The sequence below is a fragment of the Thalassobacillus devorans MSP14 genome (genome assembly GCF_000496835.1).
In the GTDB taxonomy this organism is placed as follows: Bacteria; Bacillota; Bacilli; order Bacillales; family Halobacillaceae; genus Thalassobacillus; species Thalassobacillus devorans_B.
In genome coordinates this window covers 1-20466 of record NZ_KI543236.1, presented here as the reverse complement: position 1 = coordinate 20466, position 20466 = coordinate 1, and the positions used below count along the sequence as shown (strand labels likewise).

General features: G+C 41.4%; 17 protein-coding genes, 18 tRNA genes and 1 pseudogene. 4 read left to right on the top strand and 32 right to left on the bottom strand.

Features of this window, described 5'->3' with window-relative positions:
* Window positions 1-53: 53 nt before the first annotated feature.
* The 14 genes and pseudogenes from P855_RS0100860 to P855_RS0100795 form a co-directional block, all read right to left on the bottom strand.
* The gene (locus P855_RS0100860; protein ID WP_028781821.1) at window positions 54-1238 is read right to left on the bottom strand and encodes a thiolase family protein; all 1185 of its coding nucleotides are present in this window, start codon (window positions 1236-1238) and stop codon (window positions 54-56) included.
* Between the two features lie 13 nt (window positions 1239-1251).
* Complete coding sequence (locus P855_RS0100855) at window positions 1252-2400, bottom strand: acyl-CoA dehydrogenase family protein (protein ID WP_028781820.1); 1149 nt, start codon at window positions 2398-2400, stop codon at window positions 1252-1254.
* A gap of 56 nt (window positions 2401-2456) precedes the next feature.
* Entirely contained in the window at window positions 2457-3434 is a 978-nt protein-coding gene (locus P855_RS0100850) for an electron transfer flavoprotein subunit alpha/FixB family protein (RefSeq protein WP_028781819.1), read from the bottom strand.
* A 12-nt stretch (window positions 3435-3446) separates the two neighbouring features.
* The gene (locus P855_RS0100845) at window positions 3447-4217 is read right to left on the bottom strand and encodes an electron transfer flavoprotein subunit beta/FixA family protein (RefSeq protein ID WP_028781818.1); all 771 of its coding nucleotides are present in this window, start codon (window positions 4215-4217) and stop codon (window positions 3447-3449) included.
* A gap of 24 nt (window positions 4218-4241) precedes the next feature.
* Window positions 4242-4658: a PaaI family thioesterase gene (locus P855_RS0100840; protein WP_037985542.1), complete on the bottom strand. Its 417-nt coding sequence runs from the start codon at window positions 4656-4658 to the stop codon at window positions 4242-4244.
* 9 nt (window positions 4659-4667) lie between these two features.
* On the bottom strand, window positions 4668-6305 hold the full coding sequence (locus P855_RS0100835; RefSeq protein ID WP_028781816.1) for a long-chain-fatty-acid--CoA ligase: 1638 nt from the start codon (window positions 6303-6305) through the stop codon (window positions 4668-4670).
* Window positions 6306-6361: 56 nt separating this feature from the next.
* Window positions 6362-7363 (bottom strand): TAXI family TRAP transporter solute-binding subunit, encoded by a 1002-nt coding sequence (locus P855_RS0100830; RefSeq protein WP_028781815.1) that lies wholly within the window; start codon window positions 7361-7363, stop codon window positions 6362-6364.
* Window positions 7360-9336 (bottom strand): TRAP transporter permease, encoded by a 1977-nt coding sequence (locus tag P855_RS20185; protein WP_051353025.1) that lies wholly within the window; start codon window positions 9334-9336, stop codon window positions 7360-7362. The genes P855_RS0100830 and P855_RS20185 overlap by 4 nt, the downstream gene beginning before the upstream one ends.
* Before the next feature lie 94 nt (window positions 9337-9430).
* Window positions 9431-10578, bottom strand: a pseudogene (locus tag P855_RS20180) (acyl-CoA dehydrogenase family protein).
* A 300-nt stretch (window positions 10579-10878) separates the two neighbouring features.
* Entirely contained in the window at window positions 10879-10983 is a 105-nt protein-coding gene (locus P855_RS21970) for a hypothetical protein (protein ID WP_152526161.1), read from the bottom strand.
* A gap of 141 nt (window positions 10984-11124) precedes the next feature.
* A complete protein-coding gene (locus P855_RS0100810) occupies window positions 11125-12786 on the bottom strand; it encodes a sigma-54 interaction domain-containing protein (RefSeq protein ID WP_235062595.1) in 1662 nt (553 codons plus the stop codon).
* A gap of 138 nt (window positions 12787-12924) precedes the next feature.
* Window positions 12925-13614 (bottom strand): Crp/Fnr family transcriptional regulator, encoded by a 690-nt coding sequence (locus tag P855_RS0100805; RefSeq protein ID WP_028781813.1) that lies wholly within the window; start codon window positions 13612-13614, stop codon window positions 12925-12927.
* Between the two features lie 140 nt (window positions 13615-13754).
* Window positions 13755-14171, bottom strand: a complete 417-nt coding sequence (locus P855_RS0100800; protein ID WP_028781812.1) for a hypothetical protein — start codon at window positions 14169-14171, stop codon at window positions 13755-13757.
* Between the two features lie 67 nt (window positions 14172-14238).
* The gene (locus P855_RS0100795) at window positions 14239-14610 is read right to left on the bottom strand and encodes a YidH family protein (RefSeq protein ID WP_028781811.1); all 372 of its coding nucleotides are present in this window, start codon (window positions 14608-14610) and stop codon (window positions 14239-14241) included.
* Window positions 14611-14806: 196 nt separating this feature from the next.
* Here P855_RS0100795 and P855_RS0100790 point away from each other — a divergent pair, with 196 nt between their 5' ends.
* Genes P855_RS0100790 through P855_RS0100775 form a run of 4 tightly spaced genes read left to right on the top strand, consistent with a single transcriptional unit; the run spans window position 14807 to window position 18007 of the window.
* Window positions 14807-15742 carry an ornithine cyclodeaminase family protein gene (locus P855_RS0100790; protein ID WP_028781810.1) on the top strand — a complete coding sequence of 312 codons (936 nt, stop codon included), beginning with the start codon at window positions 14807-14809 and terminating at the stop codon, window positions 15740-15742.
* A gap of 15 nt (window positions 15743-15757) precedes the next feature.
* Window positions 15758-15982, top strand: a complete 225-nt coding sequence (locus tag P855_RS0100785) for a hypothetical protein (RefSeq protein WP_028781809.1) — start codon at window positions 15758-15760, stop codon at window positions 15980-15982.
* A gap of 14 nt (window positions 15983-15996) precedes the next feature.
* Entirely contained in the window at window positions 15997-17427 is a 1431-nt protein-coding gene (locus P855_RS0100780; protein WP_028781808.1) for a sodium:solute symporter family protein, read from the top strand.
* A 13-nt stretch (window positions 17428-17440) separates the two neighbouring features.
* Entirely contained in the window at window positions 17441-18007 is a 567-nt protein-coding gene (locus P855_RS0100775; RefSeq protein ID WP_037985540.1) for a hypothetical protein, read from the top strand.
* Between the two features lie 93 nt (window positions 18008-18100).
* Here the strand turns inward: P855_RS0100775 and P855_RS0100770 are convergent.
* The 18 genes from P855_RS0100770 to P855_RS0100685 all read right to left on the bottom strand — a co-directional run bounded on the left by P855_RS0100770 (window position 18101) and on the right by P855_RS0100685 (window position 20276).
* Window positions 18101-18182 (bottom strand) — tRNA-Leu (locus tag P855_RS0100770).
* 9 nt (window positions 18183-18191) lie between these two features.
* Window positions 18192-18283 (bottom strand) — tRNA-Ser (locus P855_RS0100765).
* Window positions 18284-18293: 10 nt separating this feature from the next.
* Window positions 18294-18377: transfer RNA gene (locus tag P855_RS0100760), tRNA-Leu, on the bottom strand.
* A 69-nt stretch (window positions 18378-18446) separates the two neighbouring features.
* Window positions 18447-18528: transfer RNA gene (locus P855_RS0100755), tRNA-Leu, on the bottom strand.
* A 9-nt stretch (window positions 18529-18537) separates the two neighbouring features.
* Window positions 18538-18611 (bottom strand) — tRNA-Cys (locus P855_RS0100750).
* 18 nt (window positions 18612-18629) lie between these two features.
* Window positions 18630-18704: transfer RNA gene (locus P855_RS0100745), tRNA-Gly, on the bottom strand.
* Between the two features lie 7 nt (window positions 18705-18711).
* Window positions 18712-18786: transfer RNA gene (locus tag P855_RS0100740), tRNA-Gln, on the bottom strand.
* A gap of 16 nt (window positions 18787-18802) precedes the next feature.
* Window positions 18803-18878, bottom strand: a tRNA-His gene (locus tag P855_RS0100735).
* Window positions 18879-18883: 5 nt separating this feature from the next.
* Window positions 18884-18957, bottom strand: a tRNA-Trp gene (locus P855_RS0100730).
* Between the two features lie 5 nt (window positions 18958-18962).
* A tRNA-Tyr gene (locus P855_RS0100725) sits at window positions 18963-19048 on the bottom strand.
* Window positions 19049-19279: 231 nt separating this feature from the next.
* Window positions 19280-19355, bottom strand: a tRNA-Thr gene (locus P855_RS0100720).
* A gap of 10 nt (window positions 19356-19365) precedes the next feature.
* A tRNA-Phe gene (locus P855_RS0100715) sits at window positions 19366-19441 on the bottom strand.
* Window positions 19442-19481: 40 nt separating this feature from the next.
* Window positions 19482-19558 (bottom strand) — tRNA-Asp (locus tag P855_RS0100710).
* 221 nt (window positions 19559-19779) lie between these two features.
* Window positions 19780-19856, bottom strand: a tRNA-Met gene (locus P855_RS0100705).
* Between the two features lie 83 nt (window positions 19857-19939).
* Window positions 19940-20015 (bottom strand) — tRNA-Val (locus P855_RS0100700).
* Between the two features lie 8 nt (window positions 20016-20023).
* Window positions 20024-20098: transfer RNA gene (locus P855_RS0100695), tRNA-Glu, on the bottom strand.
* 9 nt (window positions 20099-20107) lie between these two features.
* A tRNA-Ser gene (locus tag P855_RS0100690) sits at window positions 20108-20200 on the bottom strand.
* 1 nt (window position 20201) lies between these two features.
* A tRNA-Asn gene (locus P855_RS0100685) sits at window positions 20202-20276 on the bottom strand.
* Window positions 20277-20466: the final 190 nt, after the last annotated feature.

Sequence of the window (20466 nt, the reverse complement as noted above, 5' to 3'; positions counted from 1 at the left end):
TGAAATTTCAGAAAAAACAACCCTTTACGGACAACTTTTGCTAGAAAAGTAACTTACATTCTTTCCAACAACATCGCCATTCCCTGGCCCCCACCTACACAAAGTGTTGCTATACCGGTCTTTTCCCCACTCCGCTTCATTTCATGAACAAGTGTGGTTAACAACCTGGCTCCAGTCGCGCCCAGAGGATGGCCAAGAGCAATTGCACCTCCATTGATATTAACTTTTTTTGGATCAAGTCCAAGTTTTCGTATAACAGCAAGTGACTGGGAAGCAAAAGCCTCATTTAATTCAATCAGTCCAATATCATCCAGTTTTCGCCCAGTGCGTTCCAATAATTTGTGGACTGCAGGAACAGGTCCAATACCCATCACTTCAGGTGAAACACCTGCAGCTGTCCAATCTGTTATTCTAGCAAGCGGCTTTAGGCTTAATTCTTTCGCTTTTTCTTCCTTCATTATCACTAAAGCTGCCGCTCCATCATTACGACCGCAGGCATTTCCTGCAGTTACAGAGCCTCCCTCCTTAAAAACGGGTTTGAGTTGATTAAGCTTTTCAAGTGTTGTCTGCGGTCTCGGATGTTCGTCTTTATCAAAAGTTTTCGTTTGTTTTTTCTGTCTAACTTCAACCGGAACGATTTCTTCCTGGAATACATTATTTTCGATGGCTTCAGCAGCTTTACGCTGACTGTCTAATGCAAAGGCATCCTGGTCTTCTTTTGAAATGTAATACCTCTCTGCGACATTTTCAGCAGTCATTCCCATACCGAGGTTTTTACCATACATTTCAATTGGCTGCTGACCTGCTTCAAGATTGGAATCAACAAGCATGGTGCGGTCTCCACCAAATCGGCTATTACGTAAATAAATTGGTGCATTGCTTAAGCTTTCTGTTCCGCCTGCAATAACTACTTCAGCCTGGTCGGATATGATCTGCTGTACACCGGAAGCTACTGCCTGCATCCCTGATGCACATAGTCGGTTAATTGTGAATGCAGGAGATGATTCCGGAACACCAGCTCTTAAAGCAGCGACTCTTGCAACATTGGATGACTCTGTAGTCTGCCTTACCTCCCCTAGAATCACTTCATCAATTAGTTCAGGCGAGAGCCCTGTCCTTCTTAGTGCTGACTCAATTACTATGGAAGCCAATTCACCAGAATTAATATTTTTTAATGTACCTCCATACCGTCCAACTGGTGTTCGGACAGCTTCAACAATGACGATACTCTCTTTCATTTTCATTCCTCCTTCAGCTGTATTCTTTACGGAGCTGTCCGGCAATGATATTTTTTTGAATTTCTGACGTACCTTCATAAATCCGGGTAATTCGGGCATCCCGAAAATATCTCTCAATCGGATAATCGGAAATATATCCCACCCCGCCATGGATTTGCAAGGCTTTATCAGCAACACGATTGTATACTTCAGAGCCATACAGTTTTAACATCGCTGCTTCTTTAATTAATTTCTCACCCTGGTCAACCATCCAGGCGACACGGTATGTGAAGGACCTTAGAGCCTCTGTCTCTACTCCTATTTCTGCAATCATATGAGCAACTGCCTGGTGTTCAATAATCGGCACACCAAACTGTTTTCTTTCCTGTGCATATTCCAAACTCATATCAAGCAGTTTTTGACACGATCCTAAATTCCTGGCAGCCAGCCCTGCACGGCCGTTCGTTAATATTTTTAAAGCATTAACATATCCCTTTCCAACTTCACCCAGGACATTCTCTTCAGGTACTTCACATTCTTCTAAAATCAGCTCAGCGGAATGGGAGCCTTTCAGCCCCATTTTCTCTTCAATTGCCCCAACTTGAAAACCTGGAAAATCCTTTTCCACAATAAACGACGTGATGCCTTTCGCTCCCTTTGAGGAATCCGTAACCGCCATAACAGTGAATACATCCGCTTCTGTTGCATTAGTAATATAATGCTTTGTGCCATTCAAAATGTACTTATCACCTTTTTTTACAGCAGTCGTTTTGAGATTAGCTGCATTGGAACCTGCCTCCGGTTCAGTCAATGCAAATGCCCCGATTTTTTTACCGCTCGCCATGTCAGGGAGGTATTTTTGTTTTTGTTCTTCGTTTCCAAGCTCTACGATCCCTACTGTACCGATTCCAGTATGAGCACCAATTAATGTCGTAAATCCATTATGGGTTTTACCAAGTTCTTCATATAACGCACATTTTCCGACCATGCCGATGCCCAGTCCACCATATTCTTCTGGAATACTCAATCCGAATAAACCCATCTCTTTAGCCATTTCAATCGTGCGTTCTGGTATTTTATCTTCTTTTTCAATTTGCATGGCTACTTTTTCCACTTCGTTTTCTACAAAGTTGCGTATATTGTTTTTTAAGAATTGAATATCTTCATCGAGTTGAAAATCCAAAGTGAATCCTCCTGTCAGTAATAATGTGATCGATTTATATAAGTATTACAGCTAAATCAGACTCCAACCTTCATGTGTCTGATTTCCTCCGTCAACAACGGTACGACTTCAAACAGATCGCCTACGATGCCATAATCAGCCACATTAAAAATATTTGCTTCCGGATCTTTGTTGATAGCAACAATCACTTTGGAGTTGGACATTCCGGCTAAGTGCTGGATTGCTCCTGAAATTCCACAAGCTATATATAATTCTGGTGTGACGACCTTCCCGGTTTGACCAATCTGCAGGGAATAGTCACAATACTCTGCATCACATGCACCTCGGGAGGCACCAACAGTCCCTCCTAATTCTTCTGCAAGCTCTTCCAGTGGTTTAAAACCTCCTGCGCTTTTGACACCTCTGCCTCCAGCCACAATCACTTTAGCTTCGGATAGATCCACACCGGAAGCTGTCTTTTTCACAATATCTTTTAAAATGGTTCGCAAATCAGTGATAGTAACTTGTTCAAATTCAACCTGACCTGTTCTTGCTGAGTCCTTATCAAGCGAAGCGATGTTATTCGGACGAATTGTTGCAAAAATAGTTCCTGATTTCACCCGTTTTTTTTCAAAAGCTTTTCCTGAATAAATAGGCCTTGTGAAAATTACCTCATCCTCTTCCACTTCAAAGTCTGTGACATCAGAAATGAGTCCAAGGTTCAGCCTCGCTGCCAAGCGGGGAGACAAATCTTTGCCAAGTGAAGTGTGGCCTGACAAAATCACATCAGGACTCACGGAATCAACTACCTGTAAATAAGCCTGAAAATAACCGTCATTAGTGTAATCGGACAGTACTTCATGTTCAGCAGAAATGACCCTATCCGCCCCATAATGAAAAAGTTCTTCAGCCAGATGATGGTTGTCCGCTCCGACAATTGCGCCAATTACTTTTCCGCCATTTGCAATTTCTCTTGCTGCGCCGAGTGCTTCAAAAGATACATTTCTCAATTCATCGTCTCGTGCTTCAGCAAATACAAGTACATTTTTACTCATCCATTGTCCCTCCTATAATATTTTTGTTTCCTTATGCAGATAGGTGACCAGTTCTTTGACTTGATCAGCTGTTTCCCCCTGCAGAATCTTCCCAGCCTGCTTTTCCGGCGGTAAAAAAACTGTCACAGTTTCCGTCAAGGATTCGATGTCATCTTCGTCGATATCGAGTTCGTCATAGTCGATTTCTTCAAGAGGTTTTCTCTTCGCTTTCATGATTCCAGGAAGCGACGGGTAGCGCGGCTCATTCAAACCTTGCTGTGCTGTAGCCAGCAGAGGAATACTGGTCTTCAGAATTTCTGTATCCCCTTCTGCATCACGCTCCACTGTCACAGTATCTCCTTCTATTTCAATATCGGTTATTGTCGTTACACAAGGAATATTTAATTGCTCAGCCAATCTAGGTCCCACCTGACCGGTGCTGTTATCGTTTGAGACATTTCCTCCGAGAATCAAATCGTACGCTTTGTCCTCAAAAAATGCAGCAAGAATTGAAGCAGTGGTATGTTGATCTTTTTCTTCCACTTCTTCAGTGTTGATAAGAATCGCATTGTCAGCACCCATAGCAAGAGCAGTACGGAGTTCTTTTTCATTATCCTCATCTCCGACACTGACTACGGTGACTTCCCCGCCATGCTTATCCCGGAGCAGAATCGCTTCCTCAACAGCAAACTCATCATAAGGATTGATGATAAATTCAGCACCATCATCACTGATCTTTCCATTTTGTATGGCAATTTTCTCTTCTGTATCAAACGTGCGCTTTAAAATCACATAAATATTCATACAATCCTCTCCCCCTCTATCAAGTCATCCCTCTTTTATCACTTTAAAAGTTCCATAACCTTTGGCCAGAAGATTTCCTTCATAATCAAACACTTCTGCATCTCCCATTTTTATTTTTCTTCCATTCCCATAGACATTTGCTCTGGCAGAAATCGTACCGCCACTTACAGGTGCAATGTATTGCGTATGAAGATCAATGGTTATTACCGGCTGACCGAAAACCGCTCTCATTTTCATACCGATAATATTGTCGATGATTGTTGCATACACGCCACCGTGAAGATTTCCATACGTGTTATACAGTTTCTTTTCTATGGGCAGTTCCAAAAGTACGTCATCCTCACTTACCTCTACCAAATTGAATCCCAACAACTGAAAAAATGGACTGGTTTCAAAATCAAAACGAATCTGCTCATGCCATCCTTCTAATTTCGCTTCCATAACAATTGTTCACCTCGCTTCCGTGTTTCTGTTCTGTTTCTCATTTGTCTCTTCTTTAACAAGGTGACGCTTCAGCAGTTTACCTACGGAATTTCGAGGAAGCGAATCACGTATTTCAATCTCCTTTGGTACTTTGTAGCGGGTCAGTCTTTCCTGGCAAAAATTCTTCAATTCTCCACTTGTTGTTTTTGCTCCTTCATTGAGCACAACATACGCTTTGACACGTTCCCCGCTATAATCATCAGGAATACCGATGGCAGCAGCTTCCTTTACCTCCGGATGTTCATATAGAACACCCTCAATTTCCTGAGGATATACATTGAACCCGCCAGAGATAATTAGCTCTTTTTTTCGCCCCACTATATAAAAATAACCATCCTCATCCATCGTGGCTAAATCACCAGTATGAACCCATCCATTTTTAAGAGACTTAGCTGTTTCTTCGGGACTTTTCCAATATCCCTTCATGACCTGAGGGCCATGTATAATCAGTTCTCCGACACTACCTGGCGGCAACTCTTTTCCCTCCACATCGACTACCTTGCTATCAGTTCCTGGAAAAGGAATACCGATGCTGCCTATCTTCCTTACTCCTTTAGTAGGATTCCGATGTGTAGATGGGGAAGTTTCCGACATGCCATATCCTTCCCCTATGGTCGCTCCAGTTACTTTTTCAAACCGATGAATGACATCTATAGGAAGCGGAGCAGATCCACTCGAACAGAACTTCAAACAGTTTAAACCATAGGATTCTACGTCTGGATGATTAATGAATGCATTGTACATTGTTGGAACCCCGGGGAAGAAAGTAGGTCTGTATGTTTGAATTATCTCCAACACTCTATCAACCTGGAATTTTGGCACAAGAATGTTACTTGCTCCTAAATAGATACTGAGATTCATACCACTGGTCATAGCATATACGTGGTAAAGGGGCGTACATGTCAACGTAACCTCTTTCCCTTTTTTCATTTCCTCGCCGTACATCAAGTAACTTTGCATTACATTGGCAACAAGATTATAATGAGTGAGCATTGCCCCTTTCATTTTTCCCGTGGTGCCACCAGTAAATTGAATCACGGCTATATCTTCTTTTGGGGTGATAACATCCGGTTCCAATTGCTTACTTAGTTGAGACTGAATTAATGAAGGGATGGATTGCACTTCGACATTTTGCCTTTTCTCGTCATCAATAACGAAAACATGCTTAAAAGGATTTGTTTCAGCAGCCTGAGCCACCTTTTCCAAATACTTGCTTTCCGTAACTAAATACCTGGTGTCTACGGTGTTAGTGATATATTTTATTTCTCTGGATGTATACATTGGATTCATTTGAACCACAATGGCTCCAAGCTTTTGAGCGGCATAAAAAGCATACACATAGAACGGACAGTTAGAAACCATTAAGCCTATTCTGTCACCTTTGCCGATCCCTAGCTTGTCCCATGCATTTGCCAATCGATCCACTTTATCCATCATGTTTTGATAGGATATCTGTTCTCCCTGATATATAAGTGCTGTTTGTTCGCCAAAAACTTTTACACTATTTTCAAGCATTTGGTATAGAGAACACTCAGGAAAATCTAAATGACGCTCTATTCCATCGGGATAAGCACTGTACCAGGGACGTTCAATCAGATTTTCCAAGCAAATCATCCCTTTCGATTTTTTAATGGAATCTATCAGATCTAAATGGGAGACTTTTATTTATCCAGTACACCTTCTTCTTTGTAAAACTTCTTCGCTCCAGGATGCAGGGTATCCGGGTTTATACCGTCAAGTACTGTATCCAATGTGAAATTCTTAGCTCTTTCTGGTATTTGGGATTCAAAAGCATCCTGGTTCTCCCAGAATATTTTTGTCAAATTATAAACATAACTTTCTTCGAGATCTTTTCTGACACTGAACATTGCTACAAGCGTATAAGTAGGTATCTCCTTATCCAGACCCTCATAAGTTCCTGCAGGGAGGTTATCATATGAAATCCCAAGGCCCTTTTCGCTTATACTTTTCAATTTTTCCTCATCCAATGGAATCACTTTAATAGGTTTTGTAACTTCTATTTCCTGTAAAGAAGTGACTTGTGGCGCCCCGCCTCCGACAAAAACATCTACCACACCATCTTTCAGCATAGAAGCCCCATCATTGTAATTACCGTAAGAGACTTCTCCTCCAGCTTCTTCAATTTTCTGAGGATCAATTCCGTATTCCTCCATCATTCTCCAAAATGCCACTGGTCCACCGCCGCCTTTAGGTCCAAGAAAGATATGTTTGTCCACAATATCTTCTACACTATTGATCTCATCATTTTCTGCTAACGTAGCAATCGTCTGGTAAACAGGATATAAAGATCCAAGAGCCGCTACCTGATCCATCTTTTTGTCGAAGCTTCCCGTTCCTTTTAGGGCATCTGCATAATCAGAAGTGTAATGGATGCCATATTGAATATCACCAATTTGCAGTGCCTTCAGGTTGGATGTCGACCCACCTTCAACTTGAGAGACGTTGAGACCTGCGAATTCATCCATATAAACTTCAGACAGAGCAGTTGTTATGGGATACCATCCAGACCCCATCGGTCCAGACCCAATCTTCAAAAACTTATCCGGAGCTTCTACTCCGTCATCAGATGCACCGCTACTGCTACATGCAGTGAAAATCAACAATAAAGTCAAAAGAACCCCGCTGATAGATAACTTTCTCATAAAATTCCTCCTTTTACGCTCGTGTCTTCTGTATTACTTGCTGTCTGTGATCGTTGTAATAGGAAGACAAACAACAGCAATCCAACTCCAACTATATCTCCGGTCACTCCGGGAACGACAAGCAAGACTGCACCAGCAAATAGTAAAATACGCTTAAGCTTAGTTAACTCACCAAACCAATAACCCTCTATTGCTCCAGCAAACAACACACAGCTGATAATAGCACTGATTAATGTCAGCACAATCGCAGCTATATCATCCCCTTGTAAAAGAAGCTCAGGATTATAAACAAAGATAAACGGAATAAAAAAGCCTCCGAGTGCGATCCTGATTGCGTAAAGGGCAGTTGCAGAAGGATTAGATCCTGCAATACCTGCTGTAGTATAAGCCGTGATTGCCACAGGAGGCGTTAAACCGGACATTACACCGAAGTAGAATACAAACATATGTGCAGCAACCAAATTCACATTCATTTCCACTAATGCTGGTACCCCAAGGACTGCAAGAATCACATATGCGGACACAGTCGGCATCCCCATGCCGAGGATTATAGAAGCAACAGCCAGCATGATAAGCAGGATAAAGAGGTTACCTCCCGCGACATCAATCATAAATCTCGAAAAAGTAAGGCCTAGTCCGGTAAGTGATACTGCTCCGACGATTATTCCAGCAGTTGCACAAGCAGCTATTACAGTAAGAGCGCTTTTCGCCCCATTTTCAAGCGAGGCAAGTATATCAAGCAGGTTCATTCTCGTCATCTTCCGTATCCAACTTAAAATGACTGTAGAGATAATTCCGTAGAATCCTGCCTTCATCGGACTATAGCCGTCGATCATAAGATAGATGATTAATAGAATTGGTAAAAATAAATATCCTTGTTTCAATAGCACCATTTTAGTATCCGGCAATTGCTCTTTTGGAATTCCCTCAAGCTGTAACTTTCGGGAATGATAGTAAACGATGAATCCAGCAATCAGAAAATAAATGGTTGCGGGTATCAATGCATATAAAGCAAGGGTAATGTAAGAGATTCCGGTGGTCTCTGCCATAATAAAGACAGATGCCCCCATAATCGGCGGCATAATCTGCCCGCCTTGTGATGCTACCGCTTCTACCGCTGCTGCAAATCGTTTACTATATCCCAACTTTTTCATTAAAGGGATGGTAAATGACCCTGTTACCGCTGCATTTGCAGCTCCATTTCCAGTAATCGTCGCCACCATGGCACTAGTCCCAACTGCCGACAGAGCTGGTCCGCCTGCACGATGACCTAGCGCCCCAAAAGCGAAATTAGTGAAAAACTGTCCCCCACCGGACCTCATTAAAAAGGAGCCAAAAATTACAAAGAGGATCAGTACCGTTGAACTTATATAAATCGGTGCGCTGAAAATGCCAAGCGTTCCGTTGAACATTTGATCAACCATTTTCCCGTATCGTACACCCGGATGTGCAAGGGCTCCTGGAAAGTAGGGTCCAAGGAAAATATAGGCAAGGAAGAATAAGCCAATACCCGCCATTAATATACCGTTTGTTCTCCTTGTCCCTTCAAGGACCAACGCAATGAATATTGTTCCTACAATATAATCTGTCATATTCGGATTCCCCTGGCGACTCTGAATAGCTTCCCCCTGGAATAAAATGAACCAGACCTCCACTAGAGTGATTAAAACTAAAAACACATCAACCAATCCGAACTTTTTCCCTTTTTTGAAAGGGAATATTAGAAAAATGAGTAGTAACGCCCACACGACATGAATACTCCTTTGCTGCCAGGAAGACAATGTACCAAAGCCAGCGGTGTAGATGTGGAAAATAGAAAGTCCTATTGCAAGAAGAGAAGTGAGTAATATAATCAACCTGGAAAGGTTCCATCTTCCTTTCTTAGCCACCCAAAGTTCTTCTATCAATGCCGGCTTTTCTTTTATGCTTGTGTCAATTTTCTTAACGTTTGCTGCACTTTCATTCTTTTTCAACTTTTCAACTCCTTCCCTTTCCTTGTGACAACGCTTTCATTTCGGGTAATAACTTAAAAGGTATTTTATTTTTTGGCCCCACTCACATCAAGCTTCAGTTCTCGTCTAAAATGTGACGTGAAATCAACATTCTTTGAACCTCACTTGTACCCTCATAAATTTTCGTGATCCTTGCATCACGATAAAAGCGTTCTACGGGATAATCAGCTACATACCCATACCACCGTGAATTTGAACCGCTTTATCGGCCACTCGATTAAACACTTCTGATGCAAAAAGTTTTGCCATGGAAGCTTCTTTAATGACTTTTTTTCCTTCATCTATTTTTTTAGCTGCACTAACTGTCAAAGTTTTTGCTGCTTCCGTATCTGTAGCCATATCTGCAAGCATCCATTGAATTGCTTGATTTGAAGCGATCGGTTTTCCAAATTGGACTCTTTCTTTAGCATAACTTGCAGACATTTCAATTAATTTTTCACATGAGCCAACTGCTCTTGCGGCCAGCCCCACTCTTCCCTCGCCAAGTATTTTAAGTGCAGATACATAGCCCATACCGACTTCTCCAATAACGTTTTCCTCTGGTACCACACAATCTTCGAAAATAATTTGACTGGTGTATGAACCTCTAAGTCCCATTTTCTTATCTCGTTTACCAACCACAAGCCCTGGAAAGTCTTTTTCTACCAAAAAAGCTGTTATGCCGCCTTTCGCACCTTTTGATTTATCTGTCGAGGCAATAACAGTAAACACATCAGCGACAGGACCATTGGTAATAAAATGCTTCATCCCATTCAATATCCACTTATCCCCAGATTTGACCGCATTTGTTGAGAGATTGGTGGCATCAGATCCAGCCCCCGGTTCGGATAAGGCGAATGCAGCAATTTTATTTCCAGCTGCCATATCAGGCAAATATTTTTCCTTCAACCGCTCAGAACCCAATTTTACAAGTCCAGTGCTTCCTATCCCTGTATGGGCACTTATCAGCGAAACATAACCGTTATGTGTTCTTCCCAACTGCTCCAGTACTACCGCTTTTCCTACTGCGTTTAATCCGATGCCTCCATATTCTTCTGGAATACTTATCCCAAATAATCCTAACTCTTTTGCTTTTTCGATAAGATGTTGTGGGATCATATCTTCCTCTTCAATTTGCTGAGCATATGGTTCAACTTCATTTTCTACAAAATTACGTATCATTGTTTTCATCTGATCCAATTCCGTCAACATAGCTTCTGACATCGTTTAATTTCCCCCTTTTTTGTTTCACATATATACATTGCAATTACCATGCCAAATTTTATAATATTCAGAAAAAACAACATAAAAAAACTATTGTGAAAGGTTTTTAAAATTATGTGCAGGTGGTTTTTTATACAAATCATGGTGTTGATTCGTTATTTTTTGATCCAAAATTGCATTATTCGATTCATTTTTGTATCACTATAATAGTGCACAAGCTAGGTGGTTTTTTTAGTATTTTCTTCTTTTTTTGATTCAGGTATGAATTATTACCTTTCTATTGAGCTGTGTAATTCTGCTTCATGTTTCGTGTGGTGTTTCGATGTATAATCCATTTCTTTTCATTTTATTTAAATGATCTCCTCTGGCAAGATAGATAACATCATGGCCTGCTAAATCCAACATTCCACCAAAGTACCCCCCCTACTGCACCGGCTCCTGCAACTCCTATTTTCATAGTTTTACCTCCTTTTGCTTTTTCTATTGGATGCAAAATTCATACCAAAATAAAAAGGACTGCTACACGCCAGTCCCCAAATTAGTACTTTATTTCATTTCTATCCTATATTTTTTCATCTTCCGTACAATTGTCGGTTGACTTGTTTGTAGCGCCTCTGCAATTTGGTAGGTAGATTTATATCGCTGAACAGCTAGAGATATCACTTGCTTTTCAGCAAGTTCTGCAGCTTGGTTTAATGGAATGATGTCATTTATCTGCATATCTTGTTCATCATTACGATATTCCGGGGGTAAATGTTCGATAGAAATTTTGGAAGATGATGTGGTCAATACTAACCGCTCCATCAAATTAGCCATTTCTCTCACATTGCCCTCCCATTCCCAATCATATAAAAATCCTTTCAATTCATCGGTTAACACTTTATCCAAACCATATTTATTGTTGATCTTATCTAGAAAAAACTGTAGTAACGCTAAGATATCATCTCTTCTTTCCCGTAGGGGCGGGATTGTGAAGGGGATGACATTCAAACGATAAAATAAATCTTCGCGAAAGGTTCCTTCTTTTATCATTTCCCGTAGATTCCTATTAGTAGCAGCAATAATCCTTACGTCCACTTTCTTTGATTTTGTTGCTCCTACTCGCTGTACCATTCCATCCTGAATAACCTGTAATAATTTCACCTGCATCTTTAATGGCAGCTCTCCTATTTCATCGAGAAAGATTACTCCATTATCAGCTAATTCGAACATACCAGGCTTGCCTTTTTTGGTCGCCCCGGTAAAGGCTCCTCCTTCATAACCGAATAGTTCAGATTCTAATAACTCAGGAGGAATTGCCCCGCAATTTACTTTTATGAATTCGCCTTTTTCTGCTCTTTTGCCAGACCGGTAGATATAACGTGCCAGTACGTCTTTACCTACACCCGTCTCCCCCAATATAAGTACTGTAGCATCAAAGTCGGCAATCCTATCAGCCATTTCATATAATTCAGTCATCGTTTGACTTTCGATGATGATGCCTTGATTTGAATAACCTTTTAATTTCTTTAATTCTCTTTCATATTCATCACTTCGTTTTTGGACTGCGTTTAGTTCATCAAGCAAGTTATTCAACTCAGATAAATCGCGGATATTTGTAATTACTTTTTCAATGTCTCCTTTTTCATTCATGACCGGGCTGCCGGTGATCAATGTTTCTTTATTTTGATAATTATTTTGGACGACAGACACGGTACGCCTTTGTTTTAATACTTTAGGTGTTACTGAGTTCTTAAGAATGCCCCTTTTCATCAGCTTGTCCACGGTCTTGCCAATGTAGTATTCTTTTGGTATCCCCGTTATACGTTCAATAGCATCATTGGTTTTTAAAGTGACACCTTTGTTATCTGTAATATATATCCCGTCATAGGAGCTGTTTATAATCGAATCAAGCTCCCGGTTAAGCCTCTTCAGTTCGATTACTTTTTGATTAAGCTCCTGAAGAAAAGCTGTCTCCTTTCCGATATATAAGAAATTATCATTGATTTTTTGGCGAAGAAATAAAAATTGCCGCTTTTCTATGACAGCTGACATGAATGCTCCTTCTTCATACATTTCAATATATTCAAAAATCTGGTTTATGTGGTTACTTTCTACTGTTTTTATTGATTTTGTGAATTGGCTGTTTAATTGAATAATTACATCATCATCTGTTGTAATAAAAGCCGGAACTGGAAAAGAATCAATATAGGCTCCGAGTGAAATCAATACATCCACCTCGTTAGTTTAAGTATCGTTATCCCACTGTTTCTACTTACATCAATCCATATCCTGCTTTTTTTCTACAAAATACGCACAACCAATCCAATAAAAAAAGAGGCTTTTCAGCCCCTGGTTACTAATTATTTATAATGTACAATTTTGAACGCCGCATTGATCACACATCAATAAGGTCCGGAAATATTCAATATCATTAATGAAGAATTTTTTTGCTTCATTATCAATGAGCCCCTGGTCTTTCCATTTACTGATCACTCTACTGGCGGTTTCCCTGGTAATCCCCACGTACTTCGCAATATCCTGGACAACAATTGGTTCAGTAATTTCCACCCCTCTTGGAGTTTCTTTCCCATACATATGACTTAACCGGATAAAAATGGATGCGACTGCGCCTTCTGATCCGAACACTAAATAGTCTCTCAGTTTGGCTTTACTGGCTTCGAGCGATTCTGCCAGCCATTTTGTAATACCTAAAGCTAAACGTCCATTTTGCGCCATCAAGGTTTCCATATCGTTTTTGGAAATATACAACAAAGAAGCATCTGTCAAAGCAACTGCAGAACAAGAGTAAATTTCCCCTGAGAATATTCCTATTTCACCGAATGAATCATTGTTCTTACGTAAAAATATAGTTACTTCTTTATTTTGTTTCATCTGCTTATGGACACGCACCGTACCTTTGAGAATGAAGTACAAATAGGAAGCCTCTGACCCCTCTTCAAATATAACTTCTCCACGTTTGACTTGTGTTTCTTTTGAATTAGCGAGCAATAGATCTTTTTCATTCTGTTCCAATCTATCTAGTAAAGGCTTCATCATGCCTACCTCCTGAACGATGAATATACCTTAATGATATATGGCTGTAACCTGAAAGTCTGTGATTTTTATCACGTTTCCACTATTATTATATTAAAATCAAAAAGAGACACTGCCCAACAGTGCCTCACACTTATGTATTATTCAATGGCATCGACTTTTGTTTCTTCCTTATCTAATAAAAAGTCTTTTTTACGTAGACGAATATTAATATGGTGCAGCTGCTGCACTATTTCTCCTAATCCTAAAGCAAGGATGAACGATACTACTCCGCCCCCCACCATCCAGAAAAAAACCAGGAACTCTTCATTAATCAGGAAAAACAAGCCTGCAAAGAAGCATGTCACTAAACATACATACCCGACTAATTTCAACCAGGCAGCAATCCGGTTGTCACGCTCAAAATAAATGGCAGCTGTATCGGGGGAATCGATTTGCGATTCGTTCGTTTCCCAACGATGGACCGGGATAGGCTCATCGTCTGTATTAGTGTTAGCAATGTACCCTAATATTCCGATTAAAAGGGTAACCCCGATAACCGTTAAAAAAACAACCATATTATACCTCCCCTGTACGCAATCACTATATCACTCATTGTAATATAGCCAGGGAAATTTTTACACACTAGCTTTCCAAGTATAAAAAGTAAAACAGTATGAAAATCAAAATAACAATCATTAATGAAGATACTAATGTCACAGATGTATTAGAAGGATTGAACGTTTCGTCATTCATGATTTGTTTCTTTTTCTTGAAATAAGCGACGGTCGCTAAAATTATGATAATAAAACCAAGAACAACTGCAAACACACCTAAAGAAAGGCTGATCATATCAATTGTACTGTTGCGCTGCACCCCTATAGTGAAATGGAGACTGGTATTCAAAAACCCGATGCCTACAATAGCAATAACCGTACGAATCCAGGCCAGGTAAGTCCTTTCATTCGCAAGGTGTTGCTGCGCATATTTCAACTGGTTCTTTTCTTCCTTTTTCATAACATCACTCGCCTATCTATCCTATACGAATTAGGTTGTCTTTCTTTATCTTAATCATACGATTTCAATTAGGAAAAAGCCAACTCCCTGATTTGTTCCTTATATTGTTTTTTGCTGCCGAACAGAACTTGTAAACGGTTTTATTTTTCAGAATAATTTGGTAATATTTTTTAGTATACAGAAAGGAGAATGATATATGGAAGTGATTACAGCAGAAGAAATCAAACAGAATTTTTCCATGAAAGAAACAATGGAAGCGATTGAGAATTTCTACAAACAAAAAGAAGGAGACTACATTTCGCCTGACCGTATGCATATTGAAGATGGAGACAATACTGCTCTGCTAATGCCAGCATTTTACGGTGATTATTATGCAACGAAGTTAGTCGGAGTTGCTCCGAATAACACGAATCTGGACAAAGACACGATTCATGGGTTAATGATTTTATATGATCGTAAAACCATGGAACCATTATTCATGTGTGACGCCATCGCCATTACTTCGTTACGTACAGGTGCTCTTGGAGGTTTAGGCATGAAGTATTTGGCGAAAGAAGATGCGGAAACCTTAGGAATCATCGGTACAGGGACACAAGGATGGAGTCATTTGCAATCAGGGCTTGTCGCACGGGATATTAACGAAGTACATATCTTTAACCGTACAGAAGAGAAAGCACTTGCATATAAAAAGCAGGCAGAAAAAGCATTTCCTCACATCACCTTTTTTGTGTCTTCCGTAGAGGAGCTGGTGAAGAAGTCAGATATCATCGTAACGACCACCACCTCATCTAAGCCGGTATTACCTGAACTGGAGCCATCTGAATGGAAAGGAAAACAAATTGTCGGCGTAGGATCCTTTCGACCTTCGATGCAAGAACTTTCGGATCAGGTAATGCAGGAGGCAGATGAGATATATGTAGATGCTTCAAGTGCTTTACGGGAATCAGGGGATATGATCCGAGCTGCAGAGTTACGGAACGATTTAGAGAATACGTGGGACCTTGAAAAAATAATCAGAGAAAACCATAGTCCTGCTGATACCCATAATAAAACAATTATTTTCAAGTCTGTCGGTGCCTCTATTTTTGATTTAGTAACTGCAAAATCCTTGTATGAAAAGTATTACAAATAGAAAGGTGGGAGAACGATGCGAAAACTGACAAGGAAAAAGTGGAAAGACCCGGGAATCGTCATGGTTATCATTTTATCTATTATATCTTTAATCGTTTGGATATGGTGGCCGACAGACACATTTGTAGGGGGAATATCCTTAGCAGGATGGGCCATGTTTGTATGCTTTTTCATTTGGTTAGCGTTAACAGTCGCCTATGTCGTATGGATGGAGAGACTGGAAAAGAAAGAAATGGAATAAAGGAGTGAGTAATCATGCAAGTAATGGAAGCAATTATTTTAGCTATTTATTTAATCCTGATGACCATAATAGGAGTTTGGTTCGCAAAGCGGGCCCACTCATCTGAAGGCGATTATTGGACAGCTGGCGGGCAGATTAATAGCTTTGTTGGGTCTTTTGCATTTTTTGCAGCGGTAGCGAGTTCCAGCTCACTGATGGGTGCTGTAGGTTCCGGAGTAGCATTAGGTGTTCCTTTTCTATTAGCCTACGGTTTTGGCGCAGTCGCTATCCCTTCGTTTGCTATGTTTTTAATCGCTGGGCAAATTAGAAGAACAGGAGTAAAGACTTTGCCTGAATTTTTCAAGCACAGGTATGGAAAGTCGGTTCAGATCGTTTCAGCTATTTTAGTCGTACTGAGTATGACTTTTTATATGATACCCCAGCTGACGGCATCGGGTCTTATCGGTTCTTATGTACTTGGTATTGATTATATAACTGCTGTAATTATTTTAGGACTAGGATTCACCCTTTATGCTGCGTTAGGTGGAATGTGGGCGATTACTTATACAGACTTGATTCAGGGTGCTGTCATGGTTATCGGTATGTGCATTCTTGCTATCATTATCTTAATGGACCATGGAGGAATCAGTCCGCTTATTCAGGATGCCTTGGCGGTTGATCCTCAATTCGGATCAATCACCCAGCCTTGGATGTCTTACTTCGGTCTATTTGTAGCTTTTCTATGGTTTGGGGTAGTTTCACCCTCTGCAGTCATGAGGAACTTTGCTGCACGTGATGCGAAAACAGCCCGGCGTTCAGCACTAGGAGCTTGTTTTCTGTATGTTACCGTGTTTTTATTCGGCTTTGTCATTGCTTCTGCAGGGGCCAGTCTAGGAATAGCTGATTCACTGGAGAATCAGGATATGATTTTTATTTCAGTCATTGAACATTATATGCCTTCCTTACTCGCCGGAGTGATGCTGGCGGGTTTATTAGCCGCAATCATGTCATCAGCGGACGCGATGCTTCTGGCCGTATCAGCAGGAATCGCCCATGATATTTACAAAGAATATATTAATAAAAATGCTTCTGAAAAAAGAGTCACTCGTCTAGGACTGATCGTTATGATTTTAGCAAGTGTGGTCGGGATTATCTTCGCAATCGATCCCCCTCAGTTGATCGCTGTCATGGTAGGATGGGTAAGTGGCGCAATGCTCTCGGCTTTTGGTTTTCCACTGGTCTTAGGACTTTGGTGGAAGCGTACAAATACAACAGGAGCTTTAGCTGGAATGATTGGAGGAACGGTAGTTTTCATCATCATGGCATTATTACCGTTTGCGCTTGTCTCAGAGCACTTAGTCTCTGCCCCTGTTTCAGCAATTCTTACGATTGTAGTAAGCTTAATGACAGCCCCACCATCCGAAAAGATACAACAAGAAGTAGACAGCTATCACATGGAAGCATAAGCAGGTGAAAAAAATGAAACTGAATGTTTTAGGAGAAGATTCTATCCAGGAACATGAACTTCCCATGTATATGTATAAAAGCTTGAAGCCTACCTTGAAACTGAATAAGAAACTTGATGAGAAGGTGATTGCCAAGGGTATCGTTAAAAGCGAAAAAATCTATCAGCCAATGTGGACAGTGAAGATGCTGGTCATAGCTGATAGAAAACCATTCCCACCAAAAATAAAACCGAACATGGTTTTTGTAGATGCCATTTCAGGTTACCGGGGGTTATTTCCGAATATACCTCCTGTCACCCAGCAGGAAGTAACTTCTTCAAAAGTTAAAAACGTTACTATAACCAAGCAAGAACTACTAGAAAAATACTTGATAAATATTCAGGAAAAGCAAATCAATCGTAACTATGTATTAAAAAAACCAAGATATGAGGTTGAAGAAGCAGAGGTAGTTTACTTGCCTTTATGGCTGATAGAAGTAGACACTGATTTCTTCACTAAAACTTTCCTGATCAATGCCAACACGGGGGAGTCGGAGGATTTATTGAAGAAACTATGGAAATCGAATGAGTGGAAATTATGAAAAAAAGGTGCTTGCCTATTTGCAAGCACCTTTTGTATATAAAGAAAAAAGATCTCAACCTTGTTTAAGGTCTTATTTCATTTTCTATTCGAATACCGGTGGCCGGGGTCGAACCGGCACTCCCGAAGGAACACGATTTTGAGTCGTGCGCGTCTGCCAATTCCGCCACACCGGCATGTGAAAATGGCGGAGAAGGTGAGATTCGAACTCACGCGACGGTTACCCGCCCTAGCGCATTTCGAGTGCGCCCCCTTACAGCCACTTGGGTACTTCTCCAAAAAGATGATGCGGATGAAGGGATTCGAACCCCCACGGTGTTGCCACCACTAGACCCTGAACCTAGCGCGTCTGCCTGTTCCGCCACATCCGCAAAATATCAAAAGTGAAAAGTAATAAGAAAAAGACTCTTTCATTATGAAAGAATCCATTTTCTAAGTAGTACCGGTGGCCGGGGTCGAACCGGCACTCCCGAAGGAACACGATTTTGAGTCGTGCGCGTCTGCCAATTCCGCCACACCGGCATATTTGTTTGGAGGCGGCAACCGGATTTGAACCGGTGATAAAGGTTTTGCAGACCTCTGCCTTACCACTTGGCTATGCCGCCTCGTGATATATAAATAAATGGAGCGAGAGACGGGATTCGAACCCGCGACCCCCACCTTGGCAAGGTGGTGTTCTACCACTGAACTACTCTCGCAATAAAATGGCTGGCCCAGCTGGATTCGAACCAGCGCATGACGGAATCAAAATCCGCTGCCTTACCGCTTGGCTATGGGCCAACAGGCAAAGTAATGATGGGGCGACCGATGGGAATCGAACCCATGAATGCCGGAGCCACAATCCGGTGCGTTAACCCCTTCGCCACGGCCGCCATAATGGCAGGGGTAGTAGGAATCGAACCCACATCAAAGGTTTTGGAGACCTTCGTTTTACCATTAAACTATACCCCTATATATGGTGGAGGGAGTAGGACTCGAACCTACGAACCCGATGGGAGCGGATTTACAGTCCGCCGCGTTTGGCCAACTTCGCTATCCCTCCATTGTTATGAAGAAAACTTTCAATGGTGCACTTACAGCACACGGTCGTTTTCCAACAGGAAGCTTATTCGACGTAGCAGGAAAACTTTCAATGGTGCACTTTGCAGTACTACTATCGTTCCCTAGCTTTGAAGATTATTCAACGCAGTAAGGGAACTATGCAATGGTGCACTTACAGCACACGGTTGTTTTCCAGCAAGAAGTTTATTCGACGTTGCAGGAAAACCTACAATGGTGCCGGCCAGAGGACTTGAACCCCCAACCTACTGATTACAAGTCAGTTGCTCTACCAATTGAGCTAGACCGGCTAATCAGAAATGGTGGCTTGGGACGGAATCGAACCGCCGACACACGGATTTTCAGTCCGTTGCTCTACCGACTGAGCTACCAAGCCTAAGTATTAAAAAGATTATAAAACTATGTAAAAGTAATAATGGCGGTCCGGACGGGACTCGAACCCGCGACCTCCTGCGTGACAGGCAGGCATTCTAACCAACTGAACTACCGGACCATAATCTGGTTGCACTTTACAGTACTACTATCTTTCACTAGCAACGATGATTGATCGACGATGCAAGTGAAAATAATTTGGTTGCACTTTGCAGCACACGATCTTCAACTAGCTAAGAAGATCATTCGACGTTGCAAGTGAAAATTAATTGGTTGCACTTTACAGTACTACTATCTTTCACTGGCAAGGATGCTTAATCGACGTTGCAAGTGAAAATTAATTGGTTGCGGGGGCAAGATTTGAACTTGCGACCTTCGGGTTATGAGCCCGACGAGCTACCAGACTGCTCCACCCCGCGATAGTGTAAATGCATTAATTTAAGCACTTACGATAGTTTAAGACATTATATCTTACGATATTCACTTGAAAATGTGAATAATATGGTGGAGGATGCAGGGTTCGAACCTGCGACCCCTTGCTTGTAAGGCAAGTGCTCTCCCAGCTGAGCTAATCCTCCTATGTAAGTGGTGACCCGTACGGGATTCGAACCCGTGTTACCGCCGTGAAAGGGCGGTGTCTTAACCACTTGACCAACGGGCCAATATGTTATGGCGGAGAGCGAGGGATTCGAACCCTCGAGACCGCGGTAACGGTCTACACGAATTCCAATCGTGCTCCTTCGGCCAACTCGGACAGCTCTCCATGGCTCCACCGGTAGGATTCGAACCTACGACCAATCGGTTAACAGCCGATTGCTCTACCACTGAGCTACGGTGGAATAATGTGATTATATATATCATTGAGCTACAATCTTAGTTTTATGCTCGTCGTTCAACACTATTGTTCAACCTACTGGCTGAATAAATACTGTTGAACTTCTCGCAAAGCTTGCTCTGTAGATTACTCGAAGAGGTTAGCTTCGCTACGGTGGAATAATGTGATGCGTAAACCATTGATGGAATAAAATC

Excerpts from the sequence above, each read along its gene's own strand:
- P855_RS0100795 (WP_028781811.1), bottom strand. The coding sequence starts at position 14,610 with ATGAAAAAGGAAGAAAAGAACCAGTTGAAATATGCGCAGCAACACCTT.
- P855_RS0100790 (WP_028781810.1), top strand. The coding sequence starts at position 14,807 with ATGGAAGTGATTACAGCAGAAGAAATCAAACAGAATTTTTCCATGAAA.
- P855_RS0100805 (WP_028781813.1), bottom strand. The coding sequence starts at position 13,614 with ATGAAGCCTTTACTAGATAGATTGGAACAGAATGAAAAAGATCTATTG.
- P855_RS0100845 (WP_028781818.1), bottom strand. The coding sequence starts at position 4,217 with ATGAATATTTATGTGATTTTAAAGCGCACGTTTGATACAGAAGAGAAA.
- P855_RS0100800 (WP_028781812.1), bottom strand. The coding sequence starts at position 14,171 with ATGGTTGTTTTTTTAACGGTTATCGGGGTTACCCTTTTAATCGGAATA.
- P855_RS0100860 (WP_028781821.1), bottom strand. The coding sequence starts at position 1,238 with ATGAAAGAGAGTATCGTCATTGTTGAAGCTGTCCGAACACCAGTTGGA.
- P855_RS0100850 (WP_028781819.1), bottom strand. The coding sequence starts at position 3,434 with ATGAGTAAAAATGTACTTGTATTTGCTGAAGCACGAGACGATGAATTG.
- P855_RS0100775 (WP_037985540.1), top strand. The coding sequence starts at position 17,441 with ATGAAACTGAATGTTTTAGGAGAAGATTCTATCCAGGAACATGAACTT.
- P855_RS0100785 (WP_028781809.1), top strand. The coding sequence starts at position 15,758 with ATGCGAAAACTGACAAGGAAAAAGTGGAAAGACCCGGGAATCGTCATG.
- P855_RS0100780 (WP_028781808.1), top strand. The coding sequence starts at position 15,997 with ATGCAAGTAATGGAAGCAATTATTTTAGCTATTTATTTAATCCTGATG.
- P855_RS0100830 (WP_028781815.1), bottom strand. The coding sequence starts at position 7,363 with ATGAGAAAGTTATCTATCAGCGGGGTTCTTTTGACTTTATTGTTGATT.
- P855_RS21970 (WP_152526161.1), bottom strand. The coding sequence starts at position 10,983 with ATGTTGGATTTAGCAGGCCATGATGTTATCTATCTTGCCAGAGGAGAT.
- P855_RS0100840 (WP_037985542.1), bottom strand. The coding sequence starts at position 4,658 with ATGGAAGCGAAATTAGAAGGATGGCATGAGCAGATTCGTTTTGATTTT.